The following is a 17,554-nucleotide window of genomic DNA, read 5'->3' as shown; positions in this document are numbered from 1 at the left end:
TCCACGAAAGTTACTCACTCATAGTCGGGACATTTACGGTATCCCGGTAGAAACTTGCAGGCCATATCCCTGCGATTATATGAGTGCTTCAATATTTAAGATGGATATAATAATAACATAATAAACGAACTATTCAACACCATTTTTAATTAAAGTTCATATTTTAGTTCGAAAAGAACTTTAAAATCATTTGATGTTCGTTTTTGGTTCGAATAGGGGGTTGGAGCTTCCCTCTATAGAAGTTCACCTGCACATCATCTGCAAATTTCCCATGTATAATGGAGGGGAGAAGGGGAAGTGGAGGACAGCTTTCCCATTCAGCAGAAGGAGGGATGATCCATGATGCGTGGTTATGACATGGGAGGATTCTTTGGATTCGGACTTTTTGGATTCCTGATTCTCATCATTATTATCCTTATACTGATATGGATGTTCAGAGGGAATAATGGGAGCGCCCGGGATGAGGGGCGGAGATCCGAACGCCGCTCCCTCGAGATACTGGATGAGCGCCTGGCCAAAGGGGAGATCTCTGAGGAGGAGTACGAACGCCTCAAAAAGAGGATCGGGCACTGACGGATACGCAGGAATGAATAAGAGAGCATACCAGGCGGTATGCTCTCTTTAGTGTGCTATTTCAATTGGAAATCGGTCAGGCATGTGGAGTCGTCTTCAAAGGTGGTGAATGTCCCTTCGGTTGAAAGGCCATCATGGGTGATGGTGATGGTATATTCCCTGTCCCGCGGCAGCCAGAAATCAAGGAAGCCGTTTTCAAGCGTCGTCATTGTTTCGTCGACATGGACTTTTCCTGTTTCATCAGTGATGCGGACATCCATCTCCGTTGAGGAGAGTTCACCCTGACAGCCGGTCAGGCTGTGGAACTCGCAAGGGTGTGTGTAGTTGATGAAGGGGGCGATGGAGACGAAGAATTCATCTTCCGGCAGCGAATGCCTCTCGCTCTGGTCTTCGCCGATGATGAGTTCGGTCCCTGTGATCGAAGCGGCTTCCGCTTCCTTGTTGGCGCTGTAGTCGTCGACGAGTGCTTTGATGTCACCGGTCGCATCGTCTGAACCGCAACCGGCAAGGATGATGCTTATAAGGATGAAGGGCAGCAGCAGTCTCTTCATGAGTACCTCCTAGTTTTTCTTTTATTGTAACACCCGGCATGTCCGGATGTACGGATGATTCAGAAGTGTCACAATACGTTCAAATTCCTACCTCTCATACTGGTAGGCATCGAGCAGGGTCACAATGATGTCCAGGACCGGTGTATCAAGGTCGCCCTTATGCTGCTGGAAGTACTTCTGGATGTACATGTATTCGGTGCGGGCTTCGGCCATGACGTCATAGTACATGCTTGTGCCCATCTCACGGTTGTAGCTTTGGTAGATCGACAGCGCCTTGTCGATGAAGGATGGATCGATGATCTCCCCCTTCCGGTTGATGATGTCGAGGCCTTCCCTGAGCAGGCGCCGGGTAAGGTCGGTAACGTTTTCGAGGTCGAATATTTTAGCGGTGTTGCTCGACAGGGCGGTCAGGGAATTGATGCCGAGATTGATCAGCAGCTTCTCATAGCGGATGCGGCGGAAATCCTCAGTCTTCTTGATTTCAAGTTCCACACCGGTCGTGTTTTCAAGATCATCTATGATGCGGTCGGTGTATGGAAGGGGTCTGTCCCCGATGAGCAGGCGTGCATCCTGGAAGTGCTCGATCCGGTCCTCACGCTTCTGGCCGCTGATATAGACGACTGCGGGCACCGGTGCATCAAAGTATTCGTCGAATCCCATGCCATTTTCACAAAGGATGACCTCAGTATCATCGTGGGCCATTCGGGGTATGAGGCGGCTTATGGACTTGAGTGCTGTAGCTTTCGTGGCGATGAAGATGATGTCGAAGGCGTCCCCTTCATATGCTGAGATATCCTCGATGGTGTAGGGGTAATGCCGGCGTTCACCGTCTTCCTGTATGGTGAATCCTTCCTTTCGTGACCTGCCGAAGAGTGTAATATCATGTGGCAGCATTTTCATTTCACGTGCGATGACACTGCCGACGGCGCCGATGCCGATGACTGCAATTTTCATTTATTTTCCTCCTGGTTGGATGTAGCACTTTTAAATAATATGGTAAACTAATTATAATATATTACTTTCGAATGGAAAGGGGCAGCATCATGAAAGCTACAAGTGATTGGAAACGGATGAAAATGGAGGGAGAGCGGATCACGATGGTCACAGCCTACGACTATCCGAGTGCGAAGCAGAGTGAAGCGGCCGGACTGGACACCCTGCTCGTCGGCGACTCGCTCGGGATGACAGTCCTCGGCTACGACAGTACGGTGCAGGTGACGATGGATGATATGATCCATCATGCGAAGGCGGTCAGACGCGGAGCACCGGATACATACGTCGTTGTGGATATGCCATTCGGATCCTATCATGGAAATGATGACGACAGCGTCGGCAATGTACTGAAGCTCTATCAGCAGACAGGGGCAAACGCCATCAAACTGGAGGGCGTAGGCTGCCTCGATATCATCCGCCGCTCCGTGGCTGCCGGTGTACCGATCGTCGGCCATCTTGGACTCACCCCGCAGTCTGTCGGTGTCACGGGCTTCAGGATGCAGGCCGGCACACATGATGCCGCGATGCAGCTGATCGAGGACGCCAAGGCAGTGGAGGCGGCCGGCGCATGCATGGTGGTGCTTGAAGCCATCCCTTCCGACCTCGCCGGCAAAATCACGAGCACCCTCTCCATTCCGACCATCGGAATCGGTGCGGGTGTGGATGTGGACGGCCAGGTGCTCGTCTACCATGATATGCTGCAGTACGGGACCGACCGGCTGCCGAAATTCGTCAAGCCGTATGCAGATTTCAATACTGCCGGCGTGGAGGGGCTCAGGGCATACGCCGAAGCGGTCAAGGCCGCCCGGTTCCCGGATGAGGATACAACCTACAAGAGAAAGGTTTTTGAGGAATGATGAAGACAACGGATACAATTGAGGAAGTACGAAATATACTGGATGGGCATCGCGGGAAAAGCGTTGCACTGGTACCGACGATGGGCGCCCTGCACGAGGGGCATATGGCACTGGTGGAGGCAGCCAGGAAAAAGGGGGACATCGTGGCTGTGAGCATATTCGTCAACCCGCTCCAGTTCGGACCGGATGAGGATCTGGACAGCTACCCGAGGAACCTTGAACGCGACCTTGAAGTCTGCAGGGCGCACGGAGTGGATGTCGTCTTCCATCCTTCAGAGACAGAGATGTATCCGAAAGCCCCGGAGCTTGAACTGCACCTCCGGACGATGGCCTCCATCCTTGACGGCGTGAGGCGCCCGGGGCATTTCGAAGGTGTCGTGACGGTCGTGAACAAGCTGTTCAACATCATCCGGCCCGATTTCGCAGTGTTCGGTGAAAAGGACCGCCAGCAGCTGATGATCATCAGGAGGATGGTGGAGGACTTCAACCACGACATCGAAATCGTTGGGGTGCCGACCGAAAGGGAAGCGGATGGGCTTGCCAAAAGCAGCAGAAACGTCAACCTGTCCGACACGGAACGTGCCGAGGCGCCGGAGATCAACCGGGCGCTTGAAATGGGCCGTGATATGATACAGGAGGGTGTATCTGATGCCGGGGAAGTCAAGGAACGCATCGAAGCCCATGTCGAAGATCACACTTCCGGCATGATGGACGACCTTCAGATATTCACCCATCCCGATCTAAATCCTGTTCAAAACATTGACGGTGATGTTATAATATTCATTGCTGTTAAGTTCGAAAGAACACGGTTAATAGATAATATGATGGTGATAAAAAATGATCAGGACAATGATGAACGGTAAAATACACAGGGCTGTCGTCACAGAGGCCAACCTCAACTATGTGGGGAGCATCACAATCGACCCGGTACTGCTTGAAGCGGCGAACATCCTGCCGAATGAATTGGTGCAGATCGTCAACAACAATAACGGCGAACGTTTGGAGACCTATGTCATCGAAGGGGAGCGCGGCTCTGGCGAAGTATGCCTGAACGGTGCCGCCGCAAGAAAGGTGCAGGTTGGCGACGTCGTCATCATCATCAGCTACGTCCAGCTGGATGAGCGTGAATTGGATGGTTATGAGCCGAATGTGGTGATCGTCGATCAGGACAACAATATCGTCGACCCGGAGTACATCGAAAAAAGACAAACCGAATATACACATCAATGAGTAATTAGACATCCGTTTAATTACTCTTTTTAAACTTTACAAAAGGAGGTGCAGCCATGTCAGGGAAACTCTTCTTCATCATCTTCATCTATAGCGTATCCACGATTCTCGCCCCGGCAGTCCATTCCTATAATTTCAAGGATGGCCTGAACAGGGAATATGCGGTGGAATGGCTGGAGACGTATGTATATCCCACCTACGATATGAGCACCATACACGAGATCAATAGTGCACAGACCCAAGATATTGAAGTGGCCATGGAGAGTGAATATGATATCAGTGGCCAGGAAGTGCTCGGAAGTGAGTATGCAGGGGAATTCGTCGTCGAGGAAGACTACGGCAGATTCAGGATGGTGCTCGTCAATGATGGATTGGTCACGGGGGCCTATACAAACAGTGATGATGTGTCGATCGACAACATAAACATCGAGGGCATGGACCGCGAAAGTGTCAGGGAGGCCTACGGTGAACCTGAAGAATCGATCAAAAAGGGATGGAAGCGGCTCAGGGTCGACAGCAACGAATATGCAGTATATGACCTGAAGGACAGGTATGTCTACTTCTTCTATGACCTCCATGAAGAGGATAAGGTCAATGGCACACTTGTAGTGATGAAGGAGGAGGTCGAGGCAGGCAAGGAACTGTACAACCATCCCGAGGCGGCGGACAATTCAAGGATGAATCATGTGCTTGTGAATGCGACCCGGTACGAATACGGTGTGAAGCCGCTCGAGGCCTATGAAGAAGCAGGCATGGCGGCACAGGGGCACAGCGAGGACATGGCTGAAAACAACTACTTCAACCATGATTCGCCTGATGGGGAGACATTGAAGGACCGTGTTGAGGAAGCCGGAGTGCAGTACCGCATGGCCGGCGAGAACATCGCCATGGGACATACATCACCGATCTTTTCCCACCACAGCCTGATGAACTCGATGGAACACCGGGTGAACACGCTGAAGCCGGCATTCACGCATCTTGGGACAGGTACAGCATACAATGATGAAGATATTCCATATTACACAGAAAATTATATCCAGAAGTAGATGGAATATTTTTCTTATGGTATAATATTATACAAATAAAAGTGTTTGAAAACGTTTCCAAGGGGAAGTGGAAAAAGAGCGTTAAAATGCATTTTTAAAGATTATATCTTTTCCTGAAGGCCCATCCTGATAGAAAAAGTAGAACGAGGGGATGCAGTTGATCAGTAAAACACATGAGAATGATACGAAAGATGCGAAAGATATTTTGGAGCAGGTAAGAATAATACTTGGCAGATAGCCGATCGAAAGAGATTGGAATAGACAGGGTGGCATGGGAAAAGCGATAATAGAAAGGGCGCCTACCATTTTGGTAGGCGCCCTTTATTGTCTGGAATCATCAGAAGGACCGGAAGAGTCCTACGACCTTGCCGAGTACGGTCACGCTGTCCAGTATGATCGGTTCCATGGCGGAGTTCTCAGGCTGGAGCCTGTAGTAGCCGTTCTCCTTATAGAAGCGCTTGACAGTCGCTTCATCCTCTTCAGTCATCGCAACGATGATGTCACCGTTATGCGCAATATTCTGCTTGCGTACGATGACACGGTCACCGTCGTGTATGCCGGCTTCGACCATGCTGTCGCCGACGACATTCAGCAGGAAGATTTCACTGTTATGGTTTGCCGTGAAGTGTTCCGGCAGCGGGAAGTATTCGTCGATGTTCTCGACTGCAGTGATCGGCAGACCGGCAGTGACCTTGCCGAGTACAGGAACATGTATGACGGGACCATACTGTTCGTTTTCCTCCGTAATGACTTCGATGGCCCGCGGCTTCGTCGGATCCCGCTTTATATATCCCTTCTCCTGCAGTTTGGCGAGGTGTCCATGGACGGTGGAGCTTGACTGCAGGCCGACCGCATTGCCTATTTCCCTGACACTTGGCGGATAGCCCTTCTCATGTACGGTAGTCTTTATAAACTGATATATCTGCTTCTGTCTATCTGTTAGCGGCTTCATATATATACCTCCGGCTCATTATTGATTCAATTTTACCATATATATGGTGGTGTTACAAACGTTTGTTCGTAATCTTGTTGACCCGGAACAGATGTTCTGTTACCATGTGGATACAAACACATGTTCTGGAGGGGGACGCTATGAAAGTGAAGGAATTCAAGCTGTTGAGTGCCATTTTTGCATTTGCCCTGGTTGCCGGTCTTATATTCATGTTCGATTCCCATAATACAGAGAACGCACATTCCGATATCGTATATATAGATGAGTATGAAGTAGTGACGGAGATGGATATCATGGAGCCTGATGATGAAACGCCTGTTCCGGACGAACAGTACGCCGAACGGACACATATGGACCAGCTGATGGAAATGATCGGCTTCATAAAATGATTATCAAGTATGGGAATGGTCTCATACTTTTTTTTGTGTTAAATTATATGTGAGTGGACAGGAGGTTTCGCAATGCTTGAAAAGGAAAAACTGCAACGTATCAATGCACTGGCCGCCAAAAAGAAGGCGGGCAGCATCAATAAGGAAGAACTTGAAGAGCTGAAGGGGCTCAGGGAAGAGTATCTTGAGAATTTCCGATCCTCCTTCAGAAAACAGGTGGAAAACACCAAGGTGGTCGATCCAGAAGGCAATGATGTAACACCTGAAAAACTTAAACGCATTCAACAGGAAAAAAATACCAGAGAATAAAGGAGCATGACTATGACATTCGATAAAACCGATCAGCTTGCGATCAACACAATCAGAACACTTTCAATCGATGCGGTTGAAAAAGCGAATTCCGGGCACCCGGGACTCCCGATGGGGGCCGCGCCGATGGCGTACACGCTGTGGAGCCGTCATCTGAACTTCAACCCGAATTCCATGGACTGGTTCAACCGGGACCGCTTCGTACTCAGTGCCGGCCACGGTTCCATGCTCGTCTACAGCCTGCTCCACCTGAGCGGTGCGCTGGAGCTGGAGGAACTGAAGAATTTCAGACAGTATGAATCCAAAACGCCTGGACACCCTGAATTCAAGCACACTGAAGGTGTGGAGATCACTACCGGCCCTCTAGGACAAGGCTTTGCGATGAGCGTCGGCATGGCCATGGCTGAAAAGCATCTGGCCGCGCGCTTCAACCGCAACAACTACAACGTTGTGGACCACTACACATATGTCGTGGCAAGCGATGGCGACCTGATGGAAGGCATCTCCCATGAAGCGGCATCCCTCGCCGGCCACCTCGCGCTCGACAAGCTCATCGTCCTGTACGACTCCAATGACATTTCACTCGACGGGGATCTGGACAAGAGTTTCTCGGAAGATATCAAGAAGCGTTTTGAAGGATACAACTGGCACTATATAAAAGTGGCGGATGGCAATGACGTGGAAGCGGTGGACAAGGCGATAGAAGAGGCGAAGTCTTCAGATAAGCCGACGATGATCGAAGTGAAGACGATTATCGGCTACGGTGCCCCGAACAAGCAGGGCAAAAGTGATTCCCATGGCGCGCCGCTCGGTGAAGAGGAGCGCAGGGCAGCCTTCGAATACTATGGCTTCGACCCGGATGAAACATTCAAAGTCGATCCATCCGTCTATGACCGTTTCAGCAAAACGATGAAGGAACGGAGCAATGGAAGGGAAGCGGAATGGCTCAAGATGCTTGAGGACTACAGGAATGAACATCCTGAACTCTACAGCGAACTTGATGATGCGATCAACCATCGTCTGCAGGAAGGCTACGACAAGGATCTCCCGATCTATGAAGCGGGTGATTCCAAGGCGACAAGGGCGACTTCAAGTGAAATGATCCAGGCGCTCTCGGCAACTGTACCGACGCTCTTCGGCGGCGCTGCCGACCTCGCAAGCAGCAATAAGACGAACGTCAAAGGCGAAGAGGACTTCGGCGCCGGAAACTATGATGGCCGCAACATCTGGTTCGGTGTCAGGGAATTCGGCATGGCTGCTGCACTGAACGGCATGGCGGCCCATGGCGGCGTCTATCCTTATGGCGGCACATTCTTCGTATTCAGCGACTATATGAAGCCTGCCATCCGACTCAGCGCACTGATGAAGCTGCCGGTGACATATGTATTGACGCATGACTCCATCGCCGTCGGGGAAGATGGTCCGACACACGAACCGGTAGAACAGCTCGCAGGCCTCAGGGCGATCCCGAACCTGAATACAATCCGTCCGGCAGATGGCAATGAAGTCCGTGCCGCATGGAAAGTGGCGATGGAAGCCGAAGATGCACCAACGGCCCTCGTACTGACGCGCCAGAATGTCGAAGCAATCGATGTCCCATACGAAACTGTGGAAGCTGGCGTCAGAAAAGGCGGCTATATCGCCGTCGATAAGGGCGATGATGCAATCCTGTTCGCTTCCGGCAGCGAAGTGCCATTGGCAGTCAAGGCAGCGGAGCAGCTGGATAAGCAGGGCGTCAGGGTGAAGGTCGCCTCCATTCCGAACATGCAGCAGTTCCTCAAGCAGGACAGTGCATATATCGACAGTGTACTCAATACACACATCGAGAACAGGACGGCAATCGAAATGGCTGCAAGCCTCGGCTGGCACCGTTTCATCGGCATGAACGGCAAACTGCATACGATCGACACCTACGGGGCAAGTGCTCCAGGGGATGTCGTCGTTGAGAAGTACGGCTTCACCGTCGAACGCATCCTGCAGACTGTAATGGATAAATAATCTGTTGAAAAACACCTGCTTTTGATGTAAACTTTATTATGGTCTACGAAGAAAGAGGTGAGCAGTTTGGCTACTTGGATATGGATACTGATTGTTATAGTTGCACTCATCGGTGGCGTTGCGCTTGGATTCTTCCTCGCAAGAAAGTACATGATGGACTATCTTGAGAAGAACCCGCCGATCAATGAAGACATGCTCAGAATGATGATGATGCAGATGGGACAGAAACCTTCCCAGAAGAAAATCAATCAGATGATGACGATGATGAATCGCAATACGGATTCAAAATCAGCTAAAGATCGTATGAAAGCTTCAAAAAAATAAAGATGAACCCTTCCGTCTGAGCGGGAGGGTTTATTTTTTTGTTTTCAGCTGTCTCCTGCATTTTAAAAATTTTCCACTTTTTTGAATATTCATTGAACAGGCATAAGTATTCATATATACTTGAATTATTCAAACAAAGGAGGAAAATGAATGAACAAACGGTATTTTATGTTACTTATGGTATTTTTACTGACATTGGCTCTGGCTGCATGTACGGATGATTCCAATGTGGAAGAGGGTGCGGATGGAAGTGCGGACGGAGAAAATACTTCCGAAGATTCTGAAGCGTCGGGTGGCTCCGGTTCGGGTGACCTGACCATTGCGATGATGGATGATGCGGTCACACTCGACCCGCATGGGAGCAACGACTCCGCTTCTGCGCAGGTAAGACGGAACATCTATGAAACGCTTGTCTTCCAGGAGACTGACATGGCGCTTGCCCCAGGACTTGCCGAAGAATGGGAAGCGACTGAAGATGATGTATGGACCTTCACATTGAGGGAGGGGACGACGTTCCATGAAGGCTCCGAGTTCACTGCTGAAGATGTAAAGGCGACGATGGACCGCGTAAGGGACACTGCGGTTGCATCCCAAGTTGCCTTCCTGTTTGAAATGATTTCCGAAGTGGAAGTTGTAGGGGATTATGAAGTGAACCTACATACTGAATATCCTTTTGCACCGCTGCCAAGCCACCTCGCACATAACACCGCCGGGATCATGAGCAAAGACCTCATCGACCGTGACTATCAGGCGGCACTTGATGAAGCGGGTGTAGACATGACTGCAGACGAATACTATGAGCTCCGCGCGGAAGGCGGCTCCGAGTATGACGATGTGGCCGAACAGATTTCAGAGCATATCGGCTCAGTCATCGGCTCGGAAGCGGATGGCACGAACCACCTGATGTTCCAGTCCCGTTCAGCTGGTGAAGAAACCGTGCTTGAGAAGTTCGATGACTTCCAGGGCGGCGACCGCAACTTTGAGACGGTAACATTCCGTGTCATTCCTGAAAATGGCGCCCGCATGGCTGAACTCGAAACTGGCGGCATCCAGGTTGCCGGTGATGTGGATTCTTCAAGCGCCGTACGTGTTGAGGAAGGGGAAGAGACTGAACTTGTCGAACAGGAATCTGTAAGGATGTCCTATCTTGGCTTCAATACCGAGAAGGAACCGTTCGATGATGTAAAGGTCAGACAGGCGATCTCCTATGCGATCGACAGAGATGAAATCATCTCCGGTGTATATGATGACATGGGAATCAAGGCCGAAGGTCCGTTGGCGCCTGATGTATGGGGTCATGACGAGAATCTTGAAGGTGTAGAATATGATATGGATCGTGCGAAGGAGCTTCTTGCAGAAACGGATGTTGCAGATGGATTCGAAACGACGATCTGGGTGGATGAAGATCCACAGATCATCGATACTGCCGTATACATCCAGGAGAAGCTTTCAGAATTGAACATCGATGTCCAGGTGGAGCAGTTCGAGTGGGGTACTTACCTCGACAGGACAGCGCAGGGCGACCATGAGATGTTCATCCTTGGCTGGACGACGGTAACAGCAGATGCAGACTACGGCCTGTATGCACTGTTCCACTCAAACAGTCACGGTGCAACGGGCAACCGTTCATTCTATACGAATGAAGAAGTCGACAGCCTGCTTGATGAAGGGCGTACTGAACCTGATGAAGATACTCGATTTGAAGCATACAGCCAGGCTCAGGAAATCCTGATCGAGGAAGCGCCGGCGGCATACCTCTTCCACACCAACTTCGCAATCGGTGTGAACTCATCCCAGGTGAGTGGGGTGGATCTCGATCCGGTCGGCAACATCAGGATTGAGAATGTGACATTTGAATAACTGATTCATATCTCCAAATGAAAATCCCGTCTGATTATTCATCAGACGGGATTTTTTTGCGGTATTAGACTTTTTCAACTATATAGGCTTTCTTTTCCCTGAAGTGTTTTTCTCCATCTTCCGAAGAATGTTCGAAGAAACCTTCGAATTCATGAGTCACTTTGAACTCGCGTTCAGGATCCGAGAAGAGTTCGTTGTCGTTTGTGGACAATACGACTGCATCGGTCGTAGTGACGAAACTGTCGATTTCATGTGCTTTATAGTTTTCTCCAGGCTTTAGAGTATTCATACCTGACTTCGACATAACCATCCTCCTAAATATCTTATTACACTAAATTTTTCCCGATGTCATTCCATTTAAACATTGGATGAATTATAGGGACAGAAAATCGACGATCTTCTTATGTTGATTATTTCATATCCCGAAACATATGGTAGAATTTAGATGTATATGACAGCAAGGGGGATCGGTATGAAAGTATTCAGGAAATTGGGGTGGTTCTTCGCCCGCGAGTGGCGCAGCTATACTGTGGGAATCATCATGCTGATTCTGGTGGCACTCATGGAACTCGTTCCACCACAGGTGATCGGCTGGGTGATCGACGGCATCGCGCAGGATACGCTGACGGGGAATCTGCTGCTGCAGTTCATACTGCTGCTGGTCGCTGTTGCCGTGTTGACATACATAGTCAGGTATTTCTGGCGCATCATGATTTTTGGGGCGAGCTACCGGCTCGGCAGGATCCTGAGGTCCCGCCTCTACCGTAAGTATTCAGAAATGAGTCCGGCATTCTATCAGAAGCGCCGTACAGGTGACCTTATGGCGCATGCGACGAATGATATCCAGGCGGTCCAGGCTACGGCCGGGGCGGGGATACTGACCATTGCGGATTCTCTCATCACCGGGGGCGCAGTACTGATTACAATGGCAATCACCATCAGTCCAAAGCTGACGCTCATCGCAATGATTCCGCTGCCGCTCATGGTCATTCTGACCAGCTATTACGGTACGCTGATGAACCGGGGGTTCAAGAAGGCCCAGGCGGCCTTCAGCATGCTGAACGACAAGACGCAGGAAAGCATATCGGGCATCAAGGTGACGAAGACATTCGGCTACGAGAAAAGCGACCAGGCGGATTTCCGGAAGTTGAGTGATGATGTGGTCGAAAAGAACTTGAAGGTTTCGAAAGTCGACGCCCTGTTCGACCCGACGATCATGATGGTCATCGGTATAAGCTACTTCCTGTCCATCTTCTTCGGTGCGCGCATGGTGCTGGATGATACCATCACCATCGGTGCGCTTGTGACATTCACCACCTATCTTGGCATGATGGTGTGGCCGCTTCTCGCACTCGGATGGTTCTTCAACCTCGTCCAGCGGGGGAGCGCGTCATATGACCGCATACAGGACATCATGGATACGCCGAACCAGATCGGTGCAGATTACCGCATTCAAGATCAGCCGGATGGGGACATCGAATTCAACATCGGTGCGTTCAACTTCCCGGGTGACGAGTCGGATGGTCTGAGGGATGTCCGGTTCACAATACGGAAAGGGTCGACGGTCGGCATCGTCGGACGCACCGGTTCAGGTAAAAGCGCCCTGATCCGCCTGCTGCTCCGGGAATTCGACACGGTCAATCCGGATGATATCCGGTATGGCAGCCATGCACTCCGCGACTACAGCATCCGCAACCTCAGAAGCCAGTTCGGGTATGTGCCGCAGGACCACTTCCTGTTCTCGACGACGATACGCAACAACATCGCCTTCAGCAATCCTGACCTGCCGGATGAAGATATCTTCCATGCAGCAAGCCTCAGCCATATCCATGAGGACATCAGCGGTTTCCCTGATGGCTACGGAACTGTCGTGGGCGAGCGGGGCGTCTCGCTCTCGGGCGGTCAGAAGCAGCGGATCTCCATTGCCCGTGCCCTCATCAAGGATCCGGAAGTGCTGATACTGGATGACTCACTGTCGGCGGTTGACGCTGAGACGGAAGAGCGGATCCTTTCCAACATCCAGTCGAACCGGGCCGGCAAGACGAACATCATCACTGCCCACCGTATGAGTGCAGTCAGTCATGCGGACCTGATCATCGTCATGGATAGCGGCACGATCATCGAACATGGTACGCATCAGGCACTGATGGAACAGAAGGGCTGGTATCACGATACGTATAACTCCCAGGCACTGCGGGAAGCTCTTGAGATCTCGCTCGATGACCTGGTGCAAAAGGAGGACGACTAGATGGAAGACAATCAGTTCAACCTCTCCTTCAATGATCAGAAGAACGTACTTTTCAGGCTGATGAGATATACGCTGCCCTTCAAGGGGACGTTGACATTCGGCTTCATCATGCTGATCATTTCAACCATCACCGGGGTGGCGACCCCGTACCTGGTGATGGTCTTCATCGATGACTATCTTACACCGGGCACTTTCCCGGAAGCGGATATGACTTGGCTCATCACGATATTTGTGCTTGTGCAGCTAGTCGGCGCGGCGGCGACCTATATGCAGATCTATCTGTTCCAGTATCTGGCATTCAAAGTCATCCAGCAGCTGCGCATTGATGCATTCGACAAGATAGGCAGGCTCGGCATGCGGTATTTCGACAAGGTGCCGGGCGGCAGTGTGGTGTCCCGGATCACCAATGACACCGAAGCGATCGTCGAGATGTTCATCGGGGTGCTGGCAACTTTCCTCATGGCCTTCTTCATGGTTATATCGAGCTTCGTCATGATGTTCATCCTTGATGTCAGGCTGGCCCTGCTGGCGCTGCTCTTCATGCCGGTGATCGTGCTGATACTCGGAATCTACAGGAAGTACTCCGCCAACTTCTTTTCCCATGCACGCCAGCTGCTCAGCGATCTGAACGCCAAGCTCGCCGAGTCGATAGAGGGCATGAAGATCATCCAGGTGTTCAACCAGGAAGGACGCCTTGGCAGGGAGTTCAATGAAATAAACGAGTCGCATTACAAGTACAACATGAAGAACGTGCGGCTCGATGGACTGCTGCTCCGGCCGGCCATCAGCATGATATATGTATTGGCGATCGCCGTCATCCTCGGCTATTTCGGACTGCTCAGCTTCAGTTCGACGGTCACCGCAGGTGTCATCTTCGCCTTCATCCAATATATGGAGCGGTTTTTTGAACCGATCAACCAGGTCAGCCAGAACCTGAACATATTCCAGCAGGCGCTCGTTGCAGCGAGCCGGGTATTTATACTGATCGATGATGAAAGGATAGAGCCCCACCAGCCTGAGACATCCGATTACAGCATCACTGACGGTCATATCGAATTCAGGAATGTCACCTTCAGCTATGACGGCAGGACGGATGTGCTGAAGGATATTTCATTCACGGCGCGTCCGGGTGAAACGGTGGCCCTCGTCGGGCATACAGGCTCCGGCAAAAGCTCCATCATCAACCTGTTCATGCGGTTCTACGAGTTTTCCGAAGGGGAAATACTCGTCGACGGCCACTCCATCAAGGATATTTCAAGACAGGCGCTCAAGAAGAGGGTCGGGCTTGTGTTGCAGGATCCGTTCATCTTCTATGGCACGGTGGAATCGAACATCCGGCTGTACCACCCGGAAATGACTTTTCAGCAGGTCAAGGCCGCTGCCGAGTTCGTCTATGCGGACAAGTTCATCAACAGGCTTCCGGATGGATACCAGCATCGGGTGATTGAAAAGGGCGGCGCCTTCTCGAGCGGCGAACGTCAGCTGCTGGCATTTGCACGCACGATGGCCATGGATCCCAAAATACTGATCCTTGATGAGGCGACTGCTAACATCGACTCCGAGACCGAGGAGCAGATCCAGCAGTCGCTCGAACGGATGCGGCAGGGCAGGACAACATTGGCCATCGCACACCGCCTGTCCACCATCCAGGATGCGGACCAGATCCTCGTCCTCAACAGGGGTGAAATCGTGGAGCGTGGCAGCCATGATGCGCTCATCCGGCATGGCGGCATCTACCATAAGATGTACCAGCTGCAGAATGGACAGCATCAATTGTCATAGAAAATTCTAAATTGCAGAGCTGAAAGCTACTTATGCCTCCATCATGTCTGTTAAAATGACATCTGAATGGAGGTATTTTTATGGGTAGCGAAGTGACTTTTCTTCTCGCATTCGGAGCCGGCGTACTGAGTTTCGTCTCACCGTGCGTACTTCCGGTATTCCCTGCATTCATCTCCTACATAACGGGGATGAGCTATAATGAAGTCGAGAGTCAGAAATTCAATTTCCGGGCGATCCTTCATACCGTGTTCTTTCTTATCGGTTTCAGTCTTATATATATTGCGCTGGGCTTCGGCACAGCATTCTTCAGCGGCCTGCTGATAGAGTACGCCGATCTGATCCGCCAGCTCGGCGCGATCCTCATCGTCGTATTCGGACTCATCGTCACAGGGGTGCTGAACTTCAGTTTCCTGATGAAGGACAGGAAGATCCAATTCAAGAACAGGCCTTCCGGCTTCATCGGTTCGATTCTGATCGGCATGGCTTTCGGTGCCGGATGGACACCGTGCAACGGTCCGATCATCGGTGCGATCTTCGCCATGAGCGCAACCGAGCCGAACAACGCACTGATGCTGATGGTGGTCTACTGCCTCGGGTTTGCAGTACCATTCTTCACATTGAGCTTCTTCGTGTCCAGGACGCGCTGGATGCTCAAGTATTCCAGTACCATCATGAAGACCGGCGGGGTCATCATGGTGCTGATGGGTATACTCCTGTATTTTGATGGCCTGACACAGATCATCATATGGCTGCAGCCGTTCTTCGGCGACTTCCAGGGGTTCTGATCATGACCATCGAAAGCATGCTGTTTGCTGCTGCATCCATCATGGCGGTATTCATGGGCATCGCTGCAGTCTTCGTCAGGCAGAAGGCGGCGAAGCGGCCCCTCACCATGGCAAAGATCATCATTCCGCCGGTCATGATGTCTACAGGTGCGCTGATGTACATATTCCCGTACTTCAGGCTGACACCTTTTGAAATCATGGAAGCGACCGTCATGGGACTGCTGTTCTCCATCGTACTTATCCTCACGACCCGATATGAGGAGAAGGGCGGGGAACTGTATGTAAAGCAGTCCAGGATGTTCCCCGTCATCCTTGTCGTCCTCCTGGCACTCAGGATAATAATGAAGACGATATTATCCATGAGCATCTCGCCCGGGGAGATTGGAGGAATGTTCTTCCTCCTTGCATTTGTAATGATCGTCTTCTGGAGGCTGTCGATGTTCATCCATCTCCAGGCATTCAAAAAGCAGCAGATCAATGAAGCGCGTCCAAGAAGTTGAATATCTTGGAGGCGCGGCTCATTATGATCTGCTGCTTATTTTTTCCGTCTGTTCGAATATGGAGAACTTCTGCTTTTCATCATCGGCATACTGGAAGAGGTCTTCATATGGGGAGTAGTCGATCTCCATATCATCCAGTTTCTTCTTCATGAACTTATGGTCCCGTTTCGGTGTCGCGATGATATATCCCTTCATGATATGGTCGAGTGTGATGTTGTCCGCCTTCTCATCCAGTGCAATCTTTGAGATCCGCCCGGCGATCCGCTCCTTCGCCACATCCCTGAACAGCTCGGGGACGGGGGAGACCAGCTCGTTCAGAAGGTGACGCGCTTCGTTATTCCATAGGGGAAGTGCCTTATCTATATAATGCTCCTGCCAGTCGAGTTCACTGTATCCATCTTCCTTCGGCATCCGCTTCAGGAACTTCCGGAACATGAAATATCCGCCGATGGTCATTGCCCCCAGCATGATGAATGTCCATAGAGCGATGCCCCACATAAATATATCGTTCATTCCCTCACCTCCCAGTCATTATAGGAAATTAAAACAGAATTGTCCATTGAATCATTTGTGACGATATATAGGGTGAAGGAGGTGAGGGATATGCTGAAGAACATGAGTGCAAAATTCTATTTCTTTGAAGCGGACGAGACGGGCGATGAAAAGCTCCGTTTCAGATCCGTGAGGAACTTGGACATCACGTCCACGGATGAGGCCATCAACACATTGGCAGACATCTACAGCAACCTGGCGAACGATGAATATACAATCGTCGAGAAGGAACAGACCTACGTCATCAACTAATGAAGGGGAGGAAGGGCAATGACCAAGAAACTTGTGATTGTTTTCAACACAGAACTGAACCGCCGATTCACGCTGAACATCAGCAATCCGAAGGAGGACCTGACCGAAGCGTCACTCCTGCTTGAGGCGGAGCGCCTCATAGAGACGGGCGTTCTTGCGCCGATGCAGGGGAAACCGGTATCCGTGCATTCCGCCAAGATCGTCGAGCAGAACGTCACCGAGATCATCTAGCATGGAATGGGTCCCACTGGTCAGCGATGTTGGATTTCCGGCCGTGATCACGTTCTTCCTGCTCCATCGCATGGAGCGGAAACTGGACGATCTCATCATATCCATCAGACAGCTGAGCTGAA

22 protein-coding genes and 1 riboswitch are annotated in these 17,554 nt (G+C 50.9%); of the genes, 17 read left to right on the top strand and 5 right to left on the bottom strand.

Going from position 1 to position 17,554, the window contains the following annotated elements:
- Position 1: 1 nt before the first annotated feature.
- A riboswitch (purine riboswitch) is annotated at positions 2–103 on the bottom strand.
- 236 nt (positions 104–339) lie between these two features.
- Positions 340–573 carry an SHOCT domain-containing protein gene (locus EDC33_RS03170; protein ID WP_229716645.1) on the top strand — a complete coding sequence of 78 codons (234 nt, stop codon included), beginning with the start codon at positions 340–342 and terminating at the stop codon, positions 571–573.
- A 56-nt stretch (positions 574–629) separates the two neighbouring features.
- On the opposite strand, the gene EDC33_RS03165 is transcribed toward EDC33_RS03170, so the two are convergent.
- Positions 630–1,124, bottom strand: a complete 495-nt coding sequence (locus tag EDC33_RS03165; RefSeq protein ID WP_124010148.1) for a CueP family metal-binding protein — start codon at positions 1,122–1,124, stop codon at positions 630–632.
- A gap of 87 nt (positions 1,125–1,211) precedes the next feature.
- Positions 1,212–2,078, bottom strand: coding sequence for a 2-dehydropantoate 2-reductase N-terminal domain-containing protein (locus EDC33_RS03160; RefSeq protein ID WP_124010147.1), 867 nt, complete (start codon positions 2,076–2,078; stop codon positions 1,212–1,214).
- An 89-nt stretch (positions 2,079–2,167) separates the two neighbouring features.
- On the opposite strand from EDC33_RS03160, the gene panB reads away from it, so the two are divergent.
- The 4 genes from panB to EDC33_RS03140 are packed head-to-tail and all read left to right on the top strand — an operon-like array spanning position 2,168 to position 5,250.
- Positions 2,168–2,974 carry a 3-methyl-2-oxobutanoate hydroxymethyltransferase gene (panB, locus tag EDC33_RS03155; RefSeq protein WP_124010146.1) on the top strand — a complete coding sequence of 269 codons (807 nt, stop codon included), beginning with the start codon at positions 2,168–2,170 and terminating at the stop codon, positions 2,972–2,974.
- A complete protein-coding gene (panC, locus tag EDC33_RS03150) occupies positions 2,971–3,837 on the top strand; it encodes a pantoate--beta-alanine ligase (protein WP_124010145.1) in 867 nt (288 codons plus the stop codon). The genes panB and panC overlap by 4 nt, the downstream gene beginning before the upstream one ends.
- Entirely contained in the window at positions 3,812–4,204 is a 393-nt protein-coding gene (gene panD / locus EDC33_RS03145) for an aspartate 1-decarboxylase (RefSeq protein ID WP_094905751.1), read from the top strand. The genes panC and panD overlap by 26 nt, the downstream gene beginning before the upstream one ends.
- Before the next feature lie 56 nt (positions 4,205–4,260).
- Positions 4,261–5,250, top strand: coding sequence for a CAP domain-containing protein (locus EDC33_RS03140; RefSeq protein ID WP_124010144.1), 990 nt, complete (start codon positions 4,261–4,263; stop codon positions 5,248–5,250).
- A gap of 337 nt (positions 5,251–5,587) precedes the next feature.
- Here the strand turns inward: EDC33_RS03140 and lexA are convergent, their stop codons facing one another.
- Complete coding sequence (lexA, locus tag EDC33_RS03135; RefSeq protein WP_040105577.1) at positions 5,588–6,202, bottom strand: transcriptional repressor LexA; 615 nt, start codon at positions 6,200–6,202, stop codon at positions 5,588–5,590.
- A gap of 140 nt (positions 6,203–6,342) precedes the next feature.
- On the opposite strand from lexA, the gene EDC33_RS03130 reads away from it, so the two are divergent.
- The 5 genes from EDC33_RS03130 to EDC33_RS03110 all read left to right on the top strand — a co-directional run bounded on the left by EDC33_RS03130 (position 6,343) and on the right by EDC33_RS03110 (position 11,082).
- Complete coding sequence (locus tag EDC33_RS03130; protein WP_094905749.1) at positions 6,343–6,591, top strand: hypothetical protein; 249 nt, start codon at positions 6,343–6,345, stop codon at positions 6,589–6,591.
- Positions 6,592–6,663: 72 nt separating this feature from the next.
- Entirely contained in the window at positions 6,664–6,900 is a 237-nt protein-coding gene (locus EDC33_RS03125; protein ID WP_040105575.1) for a DUF896 domain-containing protein, read from the top strand.
- Positions 6,901–6,912: 12 nt separating this feature from the next.
- Positions 6,913–8,898: a transketolase gene (gene tkt / locus EDC33_RS03120; RefSeq protein WP_124010143.1), complete on the top strand. Its 1,986-nt coding sequence runs from the start codon at positions 6,913–6,915 to the stop codon at positions 8,896–8,898.
- A 66-nt stretch (positions 8,899–8,964) separates the two neighbouring features.
- A complete protein-coding gene (locus tag EDC33_RS03115; protein ID WP_040105573.1) occupies positions 8,965–9,222 on the top strand; it encodes a YneF family protein in 258 nt (85 codons plus the stop codon).
- A gap of 177 nt (positions 9,223–9,399) precedes the next feature.
- Positions 9,400–11,082 carry a glutathione ABC transporter substrate-binding protein gene (locus tag EDC33_RS03110; RefSeq protein ID WP_308809859.1) on the top strand — a complete coding sequence of 561 codons (1,683 nt, stop codon included), beginning with the start codon at positions 9,400–9,402 and terminating at the stop codon, positions 11,080–11,082.
- Positions 11,083–11,146: 64 nt separating this feature from the next.
- On the opposite strand, the gene EDC33_RS03105 is transcribed toward EDC33_RS03110, so the two are convergent.
- The gene (locus EDC33_RS03105) at positions 11,147–11,386 is read right to left on the bottom strand and encodes a hypothetical protein (RefSeq protein WP_040105570.1); all 240 of its coding nucleotides are present in this window, start codon (positions 11,384–11,386) and stop codon (positions 11,147–11,149) included.
- A gap of 168 nt (positions 11,387–11,554) precedes the next feature.
- Here EDC33_RS03105 and EDC33_RS03100 point away from each other — a divergent pair, with 168 nt between their 5' ends.
- The 4 genes from EDC33_RS03100 (at position 11,555) to EDC33_RS03085 (ending at position 16,397) form a co-directional block, all read left to right on the top strand.
- Positions 11,555–13,330: an ABC transporter transmembrane domain-containing protein gene (locus EDC33_RS03100; RefSeq protein ID WP_124010141.1), complete on the top strand. Its 1,776-nt coding sequence runs from the start codon at positions 11,555–11,557 to the stop codon at positions 13,328–13,330.
- The gene (locus tag EDC33_RS03095; protein ID WP_124010140.1) at positions 13,331–15,112 is read left to right on the top strand and encodes an ABC transporter ATP-binding protein; all 1,782 of its coding nucleotides are present in this window, start codon (positions 13,331–13,333) and stop codon (positions 15,110–15,112) included.
- Positions 15,113–15,192: 80 nt separating this feature from the next.
- On the top strand, positions 15,193–15,897 hold the full coding sequence (locus tag EDC33_RS03090; protein ID WP_124010139.1) for a cytochrome c biogenesis CcdA family protein: 705 nt from the start codon (positions 15,193–15,195) through the stop codon (positions 15,895–15,897).
- A gap of 2 nt (positions 15,898–15,899) precedes the next feature.
- The gene (locus EDC33_RS03085) at positions 15,900–16,397 is read left to right on the top strand and encodes a CcdC family protein (RefSeq protein WP_249036069.1); all 498 of its coding nucleotides are present in this window, start codon (positions 15,900–15,902) and stop codon (positions 16,395–16,397) included.
- Positions 16,398–16,418: 21 nt separating this feature from the next.
- Here the strand turns inward: EDC33_RS03085 and EDC33_RS03080 are convergent, their stop codons facing one another.
- Positions 16,419–16,910, bottom strand: coding sequence for a DUF2621 domain-containing protein (locus EDC33_RS03080; protein ID WP_040105566.1), 492 nt, complete (start codon positions 16,908–16,910; stop codon positions 16,419–16,421).
- Positions 16,911–17,000: 90 nt separating this feature from the next.
- Here EDC33_RS03080 and EDC33_RS03075 point away from each other — a divergent pair, with 90 nt between their 5' ends.
- Genes EDC33_RS03075 through EDC33_RS03065 form a run of 3 tightly spaced genes read left to right on the top strand, consistent with a single transcriptional unit; the run spans position 17,001 to position 17,553 of the window.
- Entirely contained in the window at positions 17,001–17,201 is a 201-nt protein-coding gene (locus tag EDC33_RS03075) for a DUF1659 domain-containing protein (RefSeq protein WP_040105565.1), read from the top strand.
- An 18-nt stretch (positions 17,202–17,219) separates the two neighbouring features.
- Complete coding sequence (locus tag EDC33_RS03070) at positions 17,220–17,432, top strand: DUF2922 domain-containing protein (RefSeq protein ID WP_040105564.1); 213 nt, start codon at positions 17,220–17,222, stop codon at positions 17,430–17,432.
- A gap of 1 nt (position 17,433) precedes the next feature.
- On the top strand, positions 17,434–17,553 hold the full coding sequence (locus EDC33_RS03065; protein WP_084185049.1) for a YvrJ family protein: 120 nt from the start codon (positions 17,434–17,436) through the stop codon (positions 17,551–17,553).
- Position 17,554: the final 1 nt, after the last annotated feature.

It is taken from the genome of Salinicoccus roseus (assembly GCF_003814515.1).
GTDB lineage: Bacteria > Bacillota > Bacilli > Staphylococcales > Salinicoccaceae > Salinicoccus > Salinicoccus roseus.
Note: the sequence above shows the minus strand (reverse complement) of the source record. Positions and strands in the feature narration are given on the sequence as shown.